At 46.0% G+C, this 17,098-nt stretch carries 13 protein-coding genes; 7 read left to right on the forward strand and 6 right to left on the reverse strand.

What is annotated here, in order from left to right; genetic code table 11:
* Positions 1-35: 35 nt before the first annotated feature.
* Entirely contained in the window at positions 36-656 is a 621-nt protein-coding gene (gene grpE / locus Q4Q57_RS05200) for a nucleotide exchange factor GrpE (RefSeq protein WP_113941025.1), read from the reverse strand.
* A 100-nt stretch (positions 657-756) separates the two neighbouring features.
* Here grpE and nadK point away from each other — a divergent pair, with 100 nt between their 5' ends.
* The 7 genes from nadK to Q4Q57_RS05235 all read left to right on the forward strand — a co-directional run bounded on the left by nadK (position 757) and on the right by Q4Q57_RS05235 (position 11,539).
* Complete coding sequence (nadK, locus tag Q4Q57_RS05205; RefSeq protein WP_106651138.1) at positions 757-1,635, forward strand: NAD(+) kinase; 879 nt, start codon at positions 757-759, stop codon at positions 1,633-1,635.
* An 827-nt stretch (positions 1,636-2,462) separates the two neighbouring features.
* On the forward strand, positions 2,463-4,106 hold the full coding sequence (locus tag Q4Q57_RS05210) for an L-lactate permease (protein WP_311890063.1): 1,644 nt from the start codon (positions 2,463-2,465) through the stop codon (positions 4,104-4,106).
* 76 nt (positions 4,107-4,182) lie between these two features.
* A complete protein-coding gene (locus Q4Q57_RS05215) occupies positions 4,183-6,987 on the forward strand; it encodes an FAD-binding and (Fe-S)-binding domain-containing protein (protein ID WP_220776746.1) in 2,805 nt (934 codons plus the stop codon).
* Between the two features lie 301 nt (positions 6,988-7,288).
* Positions 7,289-8,032, forward strand: a complete 744-nt coding sequence (locus Q4Q57_RS05220) for a (Fe-S)-binding protein (protein ID WP_006085148.1) — start codon at positions 7,289-7,291, stop codon at positions 8,030-8,032.
* Between the two features lie 10 nt (positions 8,033-8,042).
* Positions 8,043-9,440: a lactate utilization protein B gene (locus Q4Q57_RS05225; RefSeq protein WP_311890064.1), complete on the forward strand. Its 1,398-nt coding sequence runs from the start codon at positions 8,043-8,045 to the stop codon at positions 9,438-9,440.
* Position 9,441: 1 nt separating this feature from the next.
* On the forward strand, positions 9,442-10,011 hold the full coding sequence (locus tag Q4Q57_RS05230) for an LUD domain-containing protein (protein WP_311890065.1): 570 nt from the start codon (positions 9,442-9,444) through the stop codon (positions 10,009-10,011).
* Between the two features lie 349 nt (positions 10,012-10,360).
* Entirely contained in the window at positions 10,361-11,539 is a 1,179-nt protein-coding gene (locus Q4Q57_RS05235; protein ID WP_311890066.1) for an AAA family ATPase, read from the forward strand.
* Positions 11,540-11,696: 157 nt separating this feature from the next.
* Here the strand turns inward: Q4Q57_RS05235 and Q4Q57_RS05240 are convergent, their stop codons facing one another.
* The 5 genes from Q4Q57_RS05240 to Q4Q57_RS05260 all read right to left on the reverse strand — a co-directional run bounded on the left by Q4Q57_RS05240 (position 11,697) and on the right by Q4Q57_RS05260 (position 16,907).
* Positions 11,697-12,044 (reverse strand): hypothetical protein, encoded by a 348-nt coding sequence (locus Q4Q57_RS05240; RefSeq protein WP_063882654.1) that lies wholly within the window; start codon positions 12,042-12,044, stop codon positions 11,697-11,699.
* 340 nt (positions 12,045-12,384) lie between these two features.
* The gene (locus Q4Q57_RS05245) at positions 12,385-12,894 is read right to left on the reverse strand and encodes a hypothetical protein (RefSeq protein WP_071939135.1); all 510 of its coding nucleotides are present in this window, start codon (positions 12,892-12,894) and stop codon (positions 12,385-12,387) included.
* Positions 12,895-12,981: 87 nt separating this feature from the next.
* Positions 12,982-13,347 carry a glyoxalase superfamily protein gene (locus Q4Q57_RS05250; RefSeq protein WP_006085142.1) on the reverse strand — a complete coding sequence of 122 codons (366 nt, stop codon included), beginning with the start codon at positions 13,345-13,347 and terminating at the stop codon, positions 12,982-12,984.
* A gap of 210 nt (positions 13,348-13,557) precedes the next feature.
* A complete protein-coding gene (locus Q4Q57_RS05255) occupies positions 13,558-15,069 on the reverse strand; it encodes a hypothetical protein (protein ID WP_006085141.1) in 1,512 nt (503 codons plus the stop codon).
* Positions 15,070-15,551: 482 nt separating this feature from the next.
* On the reverse strand, positions 15,552-16,907 hold the full coding sequence (locus Q4Q57_RS05260; protein WP_311890067.1) for an MATE family efflux transporter: 1,356 nt from the start codon (positions 16,905-16,907) through the stop codon (positions 15,552-15,554).
* Between the last annotated feature and the right edge of the window lie 191 nt (positions 16,908-17,098).

The raw sequence follows: 17,098 nt of genomic DNA on the forward strand, positions 1-17,098 counted from the left end.
GCTGTCTTTTATAACAGCGGCTGATCCAATAAAGCTTAAGCTTCGATATCTATCGTCGCAGTTTCTTGGTTTGGGCCACCCTGTGACACCATCACCATCGCAGGGCGCAGCAAGCGACTGTTCAGCTCATAACCCTTTTGCATCACCAACATCACAGTGTTCGCAGGGAACTCGGCGCTTGGCTGCATGCCAATCGCTTGATGTTGATCAGGGTTAAATGACTGACCTTGTGGATCAATTTGCTTAACACCAAATTTAGCCACCGCAGTGAGTAAGCTTTTTTGAGTTAACTCAACACCTTGATAAATCGCTTTAGTCGCTTCATCTTCTGGGTTTGTACCCATTAGCGCGCGCTCCATGTTATCAAGCACAGGCAAAAGTTCATTGGCGAACTTTTCCAAGGCAAACTTGTTCGCCTTTTCCACATCCATTGCCGCACGACGACGAATGTTATCGACCTCGGCTGCGGCGCGGATGACTGAATCCTTCTGCTCTTCAACTTTCGCCAAAGCTTCAGCGAGTAACTGTTCCAGCTCTTCAATACGGAAATTGGCCTGGGTAAGCTCATCGATCAGACTTGCTTCTGCGGTAGATACTTCAGACTCTACACCCTCTTGGATCAGATCCTGTTCTGCTTTAATCGATTCGTTGCTCATTTTCACTCCAGCTAAAAATGCTTTGTTTCTGAAATACTCTGGGCATATTATGGGGATCAATTTTGACGTTTCAAGGCCTAAGGCCAGATCTAGCATAAATATGACCACAAAGTTTCATACTATCGGCCTTATCGGCAAACCTCATCACCAAGGGACCAACCAAACCTTAAAACGTCTGCATCATTGGCTGACAATGCAAGGCTTTGAAGTCTTAGTGGAAGAGCGTGTTGCTACCGAACTAGGGCCCAATATCGAGGCGGTCGATTTGCTAGAAATTGGCGCGCGCTGCGACTTAGCCATAGTCGTCGGTGGTGACGGTAACATGCTTGGTGCAGCTCGGGTATTAGCCCGCTTCGATTTAGGCGTGATTGGCGTTAACCGCGGCAATTTAGGCTTTTTAACCGATCTGCCGCCCGATGCCTTTGAAGAAGCGCTCGCCAAGGTACTCGACGGTGAGTTCGATACCGAGCATAGATTCTTACTCGAAGCCGAAGTCTATCGCCACGGTATGCTCAAGGCGAGCAATACCGCCGTCAACGAAGCCGTACTCCATCCGGGTAAAATTGCCCACATGATTGAGTTTGAGGTCTATATTGACGATCAATTTATGTACAGTCAGCGTGCCGACGGCATGATAGTGTCAACGCCAACCGGTTCGACGGCTTATGCCCTCTCCGCTGGCGGCGCTATCCTGACGCCTAATTTACAGGCCCTGATTTTAGTGCCTATGTTCCCGCACACTTTGTCGTGTCGCCCGATTGTCGTCGATGCCTGCAGCACGATAAAAATGGTTGTGTCACCCGAAAATGGCGAGAACCTCGAAGTCAGCTGTGATGGCCACGTGCATCTAGCCGTGTTACCGGGCGATGAAATCATAGTGCGCCGCAGCTCTGAACGTTTACGTTTAATTCATCCTAAAGGTCACAATTATTTCCACGTGCTGCGAACAAAATTAGGCTGGGGCAGCAAGTTGTTTTAAGCCTGCGCATATTTGTCCTATTTCCCATAATGGGTCCTATTTCTATAACTTACCCAATTACCCTATTAAAGAGACGTATTCCGTCTCTTTTTTATTTTGTAAATATTCCCATAAAAATGGCGGCTAAAGACGAGAAGCTCTTTTTGAGTTCGTAGAAAGAGAAGTATCCCGCTGTTCAAAAAACTGAAAGTGACTTAAATAACGGTTATTTAATTTCAAATTAAAGTAATTTTAATTAAGTGACTTACATCACAATAAAATTTCGATTTTAAAAAGCGTGATCTGCATCACTATTAAAAAACACCTATCGATCATAAATTTAATCAATATAAACAATCACTTGACAAACTTCAGTGCAATTTTTCTAATTCAACGGCGTCGCCTTGCGTGATCTTAATCACACCTTAAAAATGTCTTAAAAAATCATTAAGAGCCTATTAATGAAATAAATGGATCAGTTAATTGCAATAATGACGATAAATATGAGTGATAGCTCTATTTTTAATAACCAGAAAAACAACAAACTCAATTTTATATAACCAAAGTAGATATACATCCAAGAGTCTAAGTGATCATTGTCACATATAAGAAAATCCCCTGAGAGAAGCACCCCGCAGCACTGTAAATTAGCATTTCATATAACAGCCAAGATGATCTAGATCATATTAGTCAAGCTCACAATAGCGTCTAGTACACAACACAGAATGTCGAGACCGTAAGTACTTGCAGTATTAACTGCTGATTTATTGGTCTGGGAAGTCGACATGAAGGCAGATGAAAAATCCTAATATCAATAATAAGACAGACCACTTTATGAAGAGGCAAGCATGACAATACTTCAACTCCTCGCCAGCTTGACGCCAGTGCTCAGTGTAATGCTATTTTTAGTGTTACTCAGAATGCCCGCATCAAAGGCTATGCCCATATCCATGGTAGTCACTGCGCTCGCCGCTGTGTTTATTTGGCAAATGGATACCACATTACTGGCGGCATCGGTCCTTGAGGGACTGCTATCAGCCATCACTCCATTAACCATCATCTTCGGTGCGGTATTCCTGCTCAATACCCTGAAATACTCAGGTGCGATGGATACCATCCGTGCGGGCTTTACTAACATCAGTGCCGATGCCCGTGTGCAGGTCATTATCATTTGTTGGTTATTTGGCGCCTTTATCGAAGGTAGTGCAGGCTTTGGTACACCCGCCGCGATTGGCGCACCGCTGCTTGTACTGCTGGGCGTACCACCGGTTGCCGCTGCGGTTGTTGCTTTGATTGCCGACTCAGCCTGCGTATCATTTGGAGCGATTGGCTTACCTGTGCTCTTTGGGATGGAACAGGGTCTGATCCAAGGTGGCGTAAGCATGGCTGCGGAGCAATTTGCGGCACATGGCGGTAACTATGCTGGTTACGCGCAATATATCGTCATGCATATGATCACTATCGACTTAATCACAGGTTCATTAATCCCGCTGGTCATGGTGACTATGCTGACCGGATTCTTTGGTCGTAATAAATCCTTTAAGGAAGGCTTAGCGATTTGGAAATTTGCGATTTTTGCAGGCCTTGCGTTTACTGTCCCCGCATGGATCATCAACTACCTCGCAGGCCCTGAATTCCCAGCGGTTATCGGTGCATTAATCGGTATGGCACTGGTGATCCCTGTTGCGCGCAAAGGTTATTTGCTTCCTAAAACTCCTTGGAATGATTTTGCCGAAAATGACATTCAAGAGGGAGTCAAGGTTGAAGCCACAGCCAAATTCTCACAAATAGCCGCTTGGACGCCCTATATAATCATGGCTGCACTGTTGGTGTTATCTCGTACAGTTATGCCGCTTAAAGCCTGGTTATCAAGCTTCAATATCAGCTGGACAGGTTTAATGGGCACCGAACTTAAGGCCAGCTTCGCGACGCTATACGCCCCAGGCGCCTTCTTCGTCGCCGTGTGTATTCTCGGTTTCTTCCTGTTCAAAATGAAAAGCCCTGCGATTAAGCAAACTGTCGGTGTGTCATGTAAGTCCATGTTACCCACCATTATTTCATTAGGTGCTTCGGTGCCTATGGTGAAAATCTTCTTAAACTCAGGTGCTAATGGTGCAGGTCTTGCCTCTATGCCAGTTGCCCTAGCCGATATGCTTGGCCAGTCAATGGGGGCGGTATGGGCATGGGTGGCGCCTATAGTAGGGATTTTTGGTGCCTTCTTATCGGGTTCAGCCACTTTCTCGAACATGATGTTCTCCAGTCTGCAATACAGTGTGGCTGACAATGTTGGCATGAATCACACATTGGTTTTGGCACTACAAGGTATAGGTGCGAACGCCGGTAACATGATGTGCGTAATGAACGTGGTAGCCGCTGCCACTGTGGTGGGTATGGCGGGTAGAGAATCAGAAATTATCCGTAAGACTATGCCAGTTGCCATCGGTTATGCCCTATTGGCAGGAACCATTGCAACCCTATGGGGTGGTTTCTAATTCATTGATTTAATTGAGCAGTCGAAGTCACTACTTATGACTTCGACTTCTGTCAGTTTACAAAGAGAGCAATGCAATGTCGATTAACTACAAATTGGTCATCGATGATCTAAGAGTGCAATTAGGCGACCACCCTGTCACGGATGATCCCGTCCGTCGTTTTGCTTGGTCCACCGATGCGAGTTACTTCAGAATCGTCCCAGAAGTCGTAGTCCATGCCGAGACCCTAGAGCAAGTTAAACAGACCTTAGCGGTAGCCAGGAAGCATAATGCGCCCGTGACTTTTAGAGCAGCAGGCACCAGTTTATCGGGCCAAGCTATCGGTGAGGGCATACTGCTCATTCTTGGTCATGATGGTTTTAGAAAGATTGAAGTCAGTAGCGATGCCAAACAAATTACCTTAGGTGCCGCTGTCATTGGTTCCGATGCCAATGCCGTATTGGCGCCACTTAACCGCAAAATTGGTCCCGATCCTGCGACCATTGCCTCGGCTAAGATTGGCGGTATTGTTGCCAATAATGCTTCAGGTATGTGCTGCGGCACTGCCCAAAACAGTTACCAAACGATCGCCTCTGCAAAGCTGCTTTTTGTCGATGGTACAGAGCTAGATACTGGCTGTGAGAAATCAAAGGCTGAATTTGCTAAAACCCACGGCAAACTACTCGATGCGATCAAAGAGCTGTCACACATGACTCGCCATAATGCGCTATTGGCGGACCGTATTCGTAAAAAATATTCGATCAAGAATACCACTGGCTATGGTATCAACTCGTTACTCGATTTTACCGATCCCTTCGACATCATTAATCATTTAATGGTGGGTATGGAAGGCACCCTCGCCTTCATTAACGAAGTCACCTACAACACAGTCAATGAGGCTAAATTTAAAGCCTCGGCCATGGCCGTATTCCACAATATGGAAGATGCCGCCCGCGCGATTCCATTGATCAACGGTGAGAGCGTTGCTGCGGCGGAACTCCTCGACTGGCCATCCATCAAAGCGGTAACGGGTAAACCTGGTATGCCGGACTGGTTATCGGAATTGCCCGCATTATCCGCTATTTTGCTTATCGAATCCCGTGCCGATGACGCGCAAACCCTCGAGGCTTATACCCAAGATGTCACCGCGAAACTCGCCGGCTTTGACTTTATTCGCCCAATGGAATTTAGTACTAACCCAGCAGTTTGTGACAAGTATTGGGCAATGCGTAAAGGCTTATTCCCCATTGTGGGTGGCGAGCGGCCAAAGGGCACCTCGGTCATTATCGAAGACGTAGCCTTCGAACTCGAGCATCTAGCGGCAGCAGCACACGATATTACTGAGCTTTTCCATAAACATGGTTACCCTGAAGGCTGTATCTATGGCCATGCCCTAGCGGGTAACTTCCATTTTATTATTACGCCGACTTTCTCTACCCAAGCCGATATTGACCGCTTCCATGCCTTTATGGACGATATTGCCGATATGGTGATTAATAAGTACGACGGTTCAATGAAAGCCGAGCATGGCACCGGCCGTGCTGTGGCGCCGTTTGTCGAAAAAGAATGGGGGCAAGATGCCTACACCCTGATGAAAAGTATCAAGCAAGTGTTTGATCCTAATGGTATCTTAAACCCAGGTGTTATCCTCAACGACGATAGCAATGTCCACGTTAAAAACATCAAGCCCTGCCCTGTGGTCGATGATTTTGTCGATAAGTGTATCGAATGTGGTTTCTGCGAAAAAACCTGTCCAACATCGGCACTGAACTTCTCGCCGCGCCAGCGTATCGCCACTTTGCGTGAAATCGAGCGCTTAGAGCAATCCGGTGATAAAGCCGCCGCAGCCGAAATGCGCGCCGCCGCTAAGTACGATGTGGTTGATACCTGCGCCGCCTGCCAGCTTTGTACTATTGCCTGTCCAGTGGATAACAGCATGGGCCAGCTGGTGCGTAAGTTGCGCACGCCATACATCACGACCACTGAGCAAAAAGTCTTAGATTTCCAAGCCAAACACTTCGGCGCGGTCAACCAAGTGATCAGCTCAGGTTTTGACATGCTCGGGGTTATCCATAAAATCACCGGCGATGGCATCACCAATGCGCTGATGAAAACCGGCCGTTTGATTTCAAAAGAAGTGCCCTATTGGAATCCGGATTTCCCCAAAGGCGGCAAACTGCCAAAACCCTCCCCTGCAAAAGTGGGCCAAGAAACTGTGGTCTACTTCCCTGCTTGTGGCGGCAGAACCTTTGGCCCAACGCCAAAAGATCCCGATAATCGCACTCTGCCAGAAGTCGTCGTCACGCTACTGGAACGCGCGGGCTATAACGTGATTACCCCTGAAAAGACCCGCGATTTGTGCTGTGGTCAAATGTGGGAGTCTAAGGGCGACTTTAAAAATGCCGATGCCAAACGCCAGGAGCTTATCGATGCGGTGAGCAAAATGACCAACGGCGGCAAGTTGCCTGTGGTCGTCGATGCACTGTCTTGTACCTATCGCACCCTCACGGGTAACCCCAAAGTACAAATTATCGACTTAGTTGAGTTTATGCACGACAACTTGCTAACTAAGCTCAACATTAGCAAAAAAGTCAATGTAGCACTGCACTTAGGTTGTAGCGCCCGTAAGATGAAACTTGAGCCTAAGATGCAGGCGATTGCCGATGCGTGCTCAGCCCAAGTGCTTAAACCTGCGGGAATTGACTGCTGTGGTTACGCGGGTGAAAAAGGCTTGTATAAACCAGAAATCAACGCCAGTGCACTGCGTAATATCAAAAAGCTCATTCCTGTCGAGATTAAGGAAGGCTATTACGCCAACCGTATGTGTGAGGTCGGTTTGACTCAACACAGTGGCATTTCCTATCGCCATTTGGCTTATCTACTCGAAGAGTGCAGCCGCTAAAACACTGACTAAACGGGGCTCAAAGTAGCCCCGTTTTTCTTTAGAAGACAACTATTCTCATTTATCGGTCGACACGCTTCAACTTGTAGTTAAATTACAAAATCAAACCACAATAAAACAATTAAAATCATAAACTTAAAATATTCTCATTTTTGCAAAAATCTACAGGCTCATTTACTAAATTAGGGCTACTTATTTACTTTAGATAGGCCTATATTTGATCAACTACCTTAGCATTTGTGTGGACTTTGGGGGCACAATGCAAGGCAATGTAGTTCACTAACAAGAAAGAGAAAACACAATGAAAATCGCCCTTTTCATCCCGTGTCTAGTCAATCAAATGATGCCAGAGGTTGCTATTGCCACCTTGGAATTATTAGAGAAACTTGGGCACCAAGTGATTCTACCTGCGGGTCAAACATGCTGTGGCCAGCCGATGACAAACTCAGGTTGCTTCGATGCAGCGCGCAGTACCACCCTTAAATTGCTCAACGCCTTTAAGGGAGTGGAATGCGACGCTATTGTTTGCCCAGCCGCCTCTTGCTTAGTGGCCGCCAAAGAAAACTTCCACGAGTTTGATAGCAGCCCTGAAGCCCAAGCTGTGATCAACAAGCTCTATGAACTCACGGAGTTTTTACACGATATCGCGCCGATCCCCGCCTTTACCAAGCCCTTCGCGCACAAGGTAAGCCTGCAACTGAGTTGCCATGGTATTCGCATGTTAAGCCTTGCGACACCAAGCGAGCAGATGGGGCCAAGATTTAACAAAGTCGAAGCCGTGCTCGCCAATATTGCGGGTATAGACATAGTCTATCCCGACCGCCGTGACGAATGCTGTGGCTTTGGCGGTACGTTCGCCGTCGATGAGGGCGCAGTGTCAGCCAAAATGGGCAAAGACAAGGCCCAAGCCCACGCGGCAACGGGTGCAGAGTATGTCGTAGGTTTTGATCCTTCATGCCTGTTGCACCTCGATGGCATGATCCGCAGACAGCAATTGCCGATTGAAATTCGCCACATAGCGCAAGTGCTGAACGCCGCGCTTTAGGAGACTCACCATGGCTTACAATCATAATCACGATGCTAGTCAAGGCTCACAGGTCCATGCCCATAAAGCCGATATTTTCTGCCGCGACGAAACCCGTGTCGACTGGCATTCAAAAGCGCTGTGGATGCTCAGAGAAAAACGCGACCGCGCTGCGGGTAGTATCCCTGAGTGGGAACAGCTGCGTCAGCTAGGCTCAGAAATTAAGCTTCATACGCTCACAAATCTTGCCCAATACCTCGAAACCTTTGAGCAAAACTGTATCGCCAACGGAATACAAGTCCATTGGGCAAAAGATGGCGCCGAACATAATCGTATCGTCCATGACATTTTATCGCGCCATAATGTCAAAAAATTAGTGAAGTCTAAGTCAATGCTGACCGAGGAATGTCACCTCAATCCGTACTTAGAACAACGTGGTATTGAAGTCATAGATACTGACTTGGGCGAGCGGATTATTCAGCTCGCCAAAATGCCGCCATCACACATAGTAGTTCCCGCTATTCACATGAAAAAAGAAGAAGTTGGCGACCTCTTCCATGAGAAACTCGGCACTAAAGCAGGGGCAGCCGATCCCTTGTATTTAACCCGTGCCGCCCGCGCACATTTACGAGAAAAATTCCTTACTGCCGATGCCGCGATGACAGGCGTGAACATGGCGATTGCCGATAAAGGCGCCGTGGTGGTTTGCACCAACGAAGGCAACGCCGACATGGGCGCTAACCTGCCTAAGCTGCAGTTGCATTCAATGGGCATCGACAAAGTGGTGCCCGATATCGATAGCGCAGCCGTCTTGCTACGCACTCTGGCGCGCAACGCCACTGGCCAACCTGTTACGACTTACAGCGCCTTTTACCGTGGCCCACAGCCCGAAGGTGAGATGCATATTATTATCGTCGACAACGGCCGCACTGAGATGCTTAAGGATAAAATCCTTGCAGAATCATTGAAGTGTATCCGTTGTGGTGGTTGCCTCAATACCTGTCCTGTGTATCGTCGCTCTGGCGGTTACAGCTACAACTACACCATTCCGGGCCCAATTGGCATCGCAGTGGGCGCTAAGATTGATGACACTAACTCGATTGCTTGGGCTTGTACCTTGTGTGGCAGCTGTACCTATATCTGCCCGACTAAAGTGCCGCTCGATAAGATTATTTTCCACCACAGACGCCTTAAGGCCAAAGCAGGAAAACTCCCCTATGGTAAAAACAGTTACATGCCATTAGTGGGTAAATTTATGGCAAGCGAAACCATGCTGAACTGCTCTATGAGTGTGGCGAGAACTGCACTGCGCATTCTACCGGGTAGTCTGTTAAAACCCTTTAGCGGTGCATGGGGTAAATACCGTGAACTGCCCGTCGCCCCGAACTCCAGCTTCGAAGCTTGGTTTAAGAAACACAGGAGCCTATAAGATGTCTAGTAAACTTGAAATTCTCAATGCGCTCAAACTGTCGGCCTTAACAAATCATCCTATGCCAAGCATAGATGTGACGCCAAGGCTCGAAAACCTCGTAGGCCAGTTTGAGACTAACCTCAATACGGTCGCGGGTACGCTGCATAAAGATGGTGGCGTCCAAGCCCTACAAGCCAAAGTCGATGAACTCATCGCCCAAGGGTTGCAGGTGATCTCTTTAGTTGATGGCGTAACGGCAAACCGCGAAGTTCCCCCCACCGCCCATGAGCTAAAAGACATAGATTATGCGGTCATTCCAGGTGAAATTGGCGTTGCCGAAAACGGCGCCATCTGGGTGAACAATAAGAATCTAGGCCACAGAGTGACACCTTTTATCTGTGAAAACCTGATCTTAGCCCTGCCAACCGATAAAATTGTGCCAAACATGCATCAAGCGGCAAAAGAAATCACGCTAGCCTCAGGTGAGTTCGGGGTGTTTATCGCGGGTCCCTCAAAAACCGCCGATATCGAACAAGCCCTCGTCGTCGGTGCTCACGGCGCCTGCAGCTTGAACGTGTATTTGCTCTGATACCTCAAGATTTAATGTAACCAAGAAAACACAAAGGTTACGGGACAATCGAAACACGAAAGCCGACCTTTTTTGGCGGCTTTCTTATTTAAACGTTAGCATCAGATGGCGAACGGGCTGTTAAACACGGATGCTGTGCAAGTCAATCAGTGGATGCAAGGCCGCGCTGTCCAGCTCATTGATGAGCCCCGCAGCCTAAAGCAATCGTTAGTGATAAGTAGAGGATCTTTATCAAGTCGCTTTAACCAGGTGCGATAGCACAATGCTGAGGATACCTTGCGAGTCTCCTCGACGCGGCTGGTCGTATTCTCGACTATCTCCATTAGGCATTTATAGTAAAGGTGGGTAAATGAACGAGGTATTACTACAAATAAAGGCGCTCACCAATGGCGATCTTTTGTTGACGGCTGTCATTGTTGGAGTATTAACATTTACGTTAATTGGGCTAGTAGGCTACATGCTAAAAGATGTCCCCGCGAAGCTGTTAAGTGGGCTCAGTAGCCTACTGTTTTTGCGGCTCACTATCGACGATAGCCATCAGGCGCGCACAGAGGTATTCAATAAACTGTCCTTTTTGATCAGTAATACTACTATTCCGTTTTTTTCACGCTCTATCTCTGAGGCTGTGTACTTTGACTATAGTGCGAGTTACGACGGGCGTGTCAGTGTTAAGTCTATTGGCTACGGTATGCACCTGTTTAAATACGCTGGTTGTTTCATGTTGGCGACCCGTACTAAGGTCGATAGTACTATGGCATACGATACTATTACTGTAAGTGCACCCTGGTGGGCAAAAGATAAACTACATAGTTTTTTAGAAGATACTCGTGGAGACATCTCTACTGAGCCAAAAGTTAATATTTTCGAAGAAACCGAATGGTGTCGCTATGGCATATTGAAATCATCGGGTTTTAGTGAATTAGTGCTAGATGAAGGGTTTAAGCAGGAGTTGATGGGGGAAGTTGATAACTTCGCAAGTAGGGGGGAATCGGTTGTAAGTAAGTTAACCATACTGTTACATGGAAAAACGGGTACAGGTAAGACGGGTATAGCGAGAGCCTTAGCTGTTGAGTATCATCGCGATCTATACATATTGAATCTATCGACTGTAAATGATGCCACTATTCATAAGGCTATTAGAAAAGTACCGCCCGGAGCTATGTTGTTAATCGAGGACTGTGACTGTGTAAAGGCTACAGTGTCACGAACTGCTGAAAGCAATGCAGATAACCCACCACTCACTTTAGGTGGCGTTCTAAACGCGTTAGACGGAATCATTCCTCTTGATGACTGCCTTGTAATAATGACCACAAATCATCCTGATAATCTTGACCCAGCGTTGATACGTAAAGGTCGTGTAGATGTCAGTATTGAAGTACCACTTATTAGTGCAAAACAGGTTAATGAAGACTACTTTGAACGTTTTGGCGCAGTTCTTAATAGAACTGAGCCATTGTTAGGTTGTGAAGTCTATGAACTCCATCGCAGAGCGAACTTAAGATATGGTGTGTGTTGTAAGCCAGTGTAAACCTCTTCCTCTGTAATAGACGGGAGTGTCTTCAACACTTATCTGAGTTCTGCGAGGGTGCGGCATACAAACCTCCTTGTTTAATGCTTAACCCAAGCATAGTCAGAGATTAACAACTGCACTATAAAGCGCTGGGTGTCTTTGTATTCATCAGAGCTTAAAGCCACTCATGCTTGAAACCTTTTCTTGTCATTAAAGCGTGAGAAAAAACGAAACCCAAAACTGGTGTAAAAAATAAAGTAAATAAAACCCATATGGCAGGGCTACTTTTATTTTTGGATGCTAATACACCTAAAGGAATACAATACACAAACAGTAAGGCTCCTATGTAAATCCCAAGTTCCAACTCTTTATTGATAATGGCGAAGGCAACCATGATAAAAATGGAAACTAGAGCCATGCACAAGATTGCGTACCATTTTCTATTTTCACGTTTATATTTGATAAACGCTTCTTCACCAAGTAATACTTTTTGGCTTATTTCTAAACCACGTACAGTTTGCATAATTTGACCTTAAGTTCTAATGATCAGCGAAACGTAGTGAGCGATTTGAGCTGCTTGGATAACGCAAAAATCTGGCCATCCATTTTAGATCAACAACATAATGCACTTTTGGTTTGTCTACAACTTGTACGAGCAAAAATTGCTTAAATTAGAGTCATTAAAAGTTGAAGGGCTAAAGCTGATGCATGAAAATGAGCTAACTCATTAAAAAATTGATGTATTTAAGACATGCCCACCCAATAAAACAAATGGGCAGTGATTGATTTGGATAAGCAAGGTTACAGTGAGTTGCAGGACATGACATCCCATTTTTAAGCTAGGCCAGTCAATAATTGATTTTTTACTTTTTATAAGGGAACGACCAAGTGTTCTTGGGCGTTTTTATATTTGGATTAACCAATCGCAATGCATCGTATAGTTCGCTTCGCTTATATGGATAGTTGGGACTCAATAAAACTGATGAACCATTATTCATTTTCACTGAAATGAGGCTAGCGTTTGCGCCTATATCTGTACTGTGTTCAATTTCAATAATGTCTTGCGGATTGACGCTGAACGTCCATTCTTTAAAAGTAGGATGAAATGAGCTCAACTCAGAATTTGTAAGCTTGATATAAAATTTTGCCGGATGAGTAAGTAACCATGCTGCTAGCAACAATAGTACAAGCTCTGACCCAACAACAATATATTTTATATAAAACAAGAATTCGTCATAAAAAGGCTCATTTTTTGAAATCAACATCCAAATAAGCCAAAGGATAAGCGGCAAAAATAGCATATTGAAAACGAGCACTTTGGCTTGTTGTTTACGGCTTCTTTCGTAATAGAAAAATGTGCGTTCGATATGCATACATTTAACGCCCAGATTTAGCACGAAAAGCTGCGCGGCGGGTTGACGTTGCAGCCGGCACTTTTTGCTGGCGACAACATTTGTTTGTTATGTATCCGATGATTCATTAAACAATATCTTATTTGAAAATGGATCTGTCACAGTGAAACACCTCGCCCCCCAAGTTGCCTCTTCAATGCTTGGCTTATTATATTTGTATGGCATTGCAGTAATTTGTGTAAAAAGTTTATCTAGGTTGCTGACATTCACGAAAACCTTACTGCCAGGCGTGCAGTCACCGGAATGTTCACTTAGGTGTAGAACAAAATCGCCAAGCGACACTTGCATATAAATAGGGTAACCCTCTTCAAAACGATGTTCCCAATCTAACTCCATGCCAAGAAAACCAAGATAAAACTCTTTGGCTTTATCTTCATCAAAAATCCGCATAATTGGGATAGCCTGAAACTCCATGTCAACAACTCCATCACTGATAAAACCAAACAACTAACTATTCTAGATCGACAACATAATGCACTTTAGGATTACCCACAACACGCTCAGATTAAAATGGCTTATTAAACGAGCGCTTTGGCAAAATGAGGATATAAAAAATGGCAGCGAAAAAGATTTGCGCTGCCATTTCGGTGAAAAAAGCTCAGTCGATGTTGTTACAACAATCCTTTACATAAAGGCTTTAGTGAACGCTTCCTTCGACTGGCGAATGTAATTACGGGCGCTTTGGGCGTGTTGCTCCCATACGGCACGATCGCTTGGGTCGGTGAAGGGGTTTTGCTCAGTGGCAATTGAGCGCTCAAATTTGTCGTAGAAGGTTAGCATGGCCGAAGTGATCTGGTTAAAACGCTCCTTGAATTCTTGAAATTCATCAATTTTTTCAGTGGTTTTAATCATGTACTGCACCAGTTCAGCATTGCTATTCGAAGCCAATAAAGCTTCGGCTTTGGCGCTGATATTGGCACTGGCCTCAGTTATCACAAGTGCTCGGGTTTGCTCGTCTTTACTCATCACTCGGCTGTAGTTTTCAGGCGTGCGGGCAATGCCGGCATGCTGCAAATAGCCGCGTAGATGCTTATCGAGATCCTTACGAAACGTATCTAAGTTCTTCTGCATGCTGACTAAATCATTGTCTAGTGCCGTGACTTGTTGCAGCTCTTTTTCGATTTCAGACATAAAGCGTTCGGCCTGCTGATAAATTTTCAGGCCATTTTCTTCAGCAAACTTTTTATCGCTACGGCTCAAGTCGCTGTTGTCATAGTTGGAGCGATCGAAGGTCGCGGCCAAGAATGATTTAAAAGGTTCGGCAAAGGCGGAATAAGCACCGGCACTGACCACATTTAAGGTCGCTGTGGCCAAGTCGCCAAAGGGTTTCACCATAGAGCCTAAGCGTGCCTGCTGGATAGGTGATGCCACACGTTTAGTGTCGGATAGCACCGACCTAAAGGTGTTATATCCCATAGGGTTAGACATCTTGTTGCGCTCAGAGGTTGCCAACACAAAGGTGATACTGGAATAGATGGCATTCGAGTATTCGAGGTATTGTCTTTGGCTCTCAAGCTGGGCGGCGTAATTTTTACCTAAGGTGCGGAACGACTCAGACTGCACTTCGTAGTTCTTGTCAGCTTTAAGCTTATCTAAAATCCCGCCGATAATTTTCTGCTCATTTTTTTGCAGGGCCATATCGAGGCGAATTTTATCTAAGCTCAAATCGTCCAGACTGATGGGGCCATTAATGGACTCAATGTCGAGGCGAATATACTGGCGGCTCGGATCGTCGATAGAGACTCTGTGTGCTAAATACTCGTTCGCACCCGGAGTGATATCGATTAAGGCAACATGCTGCCACTGGGCATCGAGCTTTAATACTGGTGAGGTTAATACATTGATTCGATACTGGGTTTGAGTATTTTGGGTTTTAACCCAAAACTCCAACAGACCCGCTTCAGAAATGGGGTACTTGCTGACTATGCTGCTATTGCCTTCGGCACATAACAGCGCACTTTCACCACTGTGGGGTTCTGCGCCTTCAAATTGACAACCCATGATCCACGACCAAGGTTGAGATAAACGATTGCCTTCAAAGTCGCTGGCAAACACTAACTCATTCTCTTTGGCACTGGCATTAACTGTGGTTAACACGCCAAGCAACAGCATAGAAATGACTGCAGTGGTGCGCATAAGGGCCTCATAAAACATAAATTACTAAAATCAACGAGCGAGTCATTCGGCTCAATACCCAGTTATATCGACGATCAACTGACCCGAGTTTCATAGCGAATCTAGCTGGTTTTCTGAGGGTTATGACCTCGAAAAAACCGCCCGCTTGAAGGCGTCATTTTTGATAGCAGATTAAACCAGCGAAATGTATCAGAGGCCATCATCCCACGCTAGCCCTAAGTCATGTTTGGCGCAGAAAGATAGCAGTTGAATAGCAATCGGTGCCATGAATCGCCCCGATACTGAAAACAATAGTGAACTTAATGGTGAAATCAATTGTAAAATTGATTATGAAACTCAGGGAAAACTAACTACTTATGTCCGCTATTCTGGTTCTGTTCTTCCCGCTTGTCTGGCCGCTTATTTTGCCTTCTTTTGCCCTCTTCCCTCATCATCAGCGCACGCAAAAAAGCAGGCACAGACAAGACTGGAACAAAACAGAGTTATTGCAGCCGAGCCTCGACTCGCTTCATGGCGTAGAACATCCATATCGTCAGAATAGTGCTACAGGTTGCGAGCGATACCCACACACCAATCACGCCAAACATCCAAGCGAAGCAGTAGATAATCGCAGCGATCAGGATAAGTTTCGCGCCGGTCAGCATAGAGGCTTGTTTCGAGCAATTAATCGCTTGGAAGAAACTCGCACCGACTAAGATTAAGCCTTCCATCGGCAAGCCCCAGAAATACCAGCGCATCCCTTCAATCGCCACGGGCGTTAGGTTCTGATTATCACCGGCAAACAAATACACTAACCAATCAGGGCGAGAATAAATCAATGCTAAGCCCAAGGCTGCGGTGAGTAGCGTCATGCCAAAGGCAATATTGCGTGCTTGCTTGACACGGTCGAAACGCCCTGCTCCCGCATTAAAGCTATATATAGGCTGCGTGCCGAGGGCGATACCTTCGAAAATCAAATAGAAGAATGCTTCTGTGTAACTGACTACGCCATAGGCTGCCACGTGTAAGGGGCCGCCCACCCACAAAAAAGCTGTGTTGTGCAGGGTTAACACTATCGACAAATAAAGGTTCATCAAAAAGCTGGGTAAACCCACGCGGGCTATGTTCAAGCAATTGTCGAGCTTAAGCTTCATCTGCTCAAGGTCGATCCTCAACTGAGTCCGAGGACTGAAAAAATGCTGCAAACACAAAAGCCCAGTCACCGCCTGCGACATCATGGTCGCAATCGCAGCGCCCGCTAAACCAAAGGGGAAGACCACAATAAACAGCCAATCTAAGAAAGTATTTAATACACCGCCCAAGATCAGCACCCAAGTTACCATGGATGGCCGACCATCATTACGCAGCAATGTGGTGAAGGTCATTGAAATAATGGGGAAATGACACAGGGCAAAATACCAGAACAGATATTCGTTGGCGTTTTCGAGAATATCCCCCTGCGCCCCGAGGGCGATCAAAATATCCCGCGAGAATATCCCACCAATGAGGGCAAAAATGGCTCCCGCCAATAAACACAAACTAAAGGCATTACCGAGCAATTTACGGGCCTTAGCCACATTACCTTGACCAAGATTGATCGACACTAATGCCGCGCTACCCATGCCGATCATGGCGCCAATCGCATACAAAATAGCGCCGACTGGATAGGCTAACATCATCCCAGCCAGCCCAGTTTCACCTAAATAGTGGCCAACGAAGATGCCATCAATCGTCACATAGACGCCCGTCACCAACATAGAGGCGATGGTGGGTATGGTATAGCGCCAAAAAAGCTTCGCAATCGGCTCCTCGAGCAGGCTCATATCCGCAGGAGCATGATTAGATGTTATTGCTGTCATTAGCGTTTCTCACAAAAAAAGGGGCAAGAGTCGTATCTATTTAGAAAAATGATCGGGTGAACAAAAATGCGACAATGGATTGTACCTAAAATCAGCCGTAACTCAAAGCAAGTTAAGTATGAAGATGTAACCACAAAGATTAATCATCACAATGACTTAAGTCTAAACAGTCCAATTTCAGTCAAATGACA

Origin of the sequence: Shewanella sp. SP2S2-6, assembly GCF_031931965.1 — a bacterium.
Classification (GTDB): Bacteria; Pseudomonadota; Gammaproteobacteria; order Enterobacterales; family Shewanellaceae; genus Shewanella; species Shewanella baltica.

Coding starts and splice junctions, on each gene's coding strand:
- Q4Q57_RS05260 (WP_311890067.1), bottom strand. CDS start 16,907: ATGACAGCAATAACATCTAATCATGCTCCTGCGGATATGAGCCTGCTC.
- Q4Q57_RS05255 (WP_006085141.1), bottom strand. CDS start 15,069: ATGCGCACCACTGCAGTCATTTCTATGCTGTTGCTTGGCGTGTTAACC.
- Q4Q57_RS05210 (WP_311890063.1), top strand. CDS start 2,463: ATGACAATACTTCAACTCCTCGCCAGCTTGACGCCAGTGCTCAGTGTA.
- grpE (WP_113941025.1), bottom strand. CDS start 656: ATGAGCAACGAATCGATTAAAGCAGAACAGGATCTGATCCAAGAGGGT.
- Q4Q57_RS05240 (WP_063882654.1), bottom strand. CDS start 12,044: ATGCAAACTGTACGTGGTTTAGAAATAAGCCAAAAAGTATTACTTGGT.
- nadK (WP_106651138.1), top strand. CDS start 757: ATGACCACAAAGTTTCATACTATCGGCCTTATCGGCAAACCTCATCAC.
- Q4Q57_RS05250 (WP_006085142.1), bottom strand. CDS start 13,347: ATGGAGTTTCAGGCTATCCCAATTATGCGGATTTTTGATGAAGATAAA.
- Q4Q57_RS05215 (WP_220776746.1), top strand. CDS start 4,183: ATGTCGATTAACTACAAATTGGTCATCGATGATCTAAGAGTGCAATTA.
- Q4Q57_RS05220 (WP_006085148.1), top strand. CDS start 7,289: ATGAAAATCGCCCTTTTCATCCCGTGTCTAGTCAATCAAATGATGCCA.
- Q4Q57_RS05230 (WP_311890065.1), top strand. CDS start 9,442: ATGTCTAGTAAACTTGAAATTCTCAATGCGCTCAAACTGTCGGCCTTA.
- Q4Q57_RS05225 (WP_311890064.1), top strand. CDS start 8,043: ATGGCTTACAATCATAATCACGATGCTAGTCAAGGCTCACAGGTCCAT.
- Q4Q57_RS05245 (WP_071939135.1), bottom strand. CDS start 12,894: ATGCATATCGAACGCACATTTTTCTATTACGAAAGAAGCCGTAAACAA.
- Q4Q57_RS05235 (WP_311890066.1), top strand. CDS start 10,361: ATGAACGAGGTATTACTACAAATAAAGGCGCTCACCAATGGCGATCTT.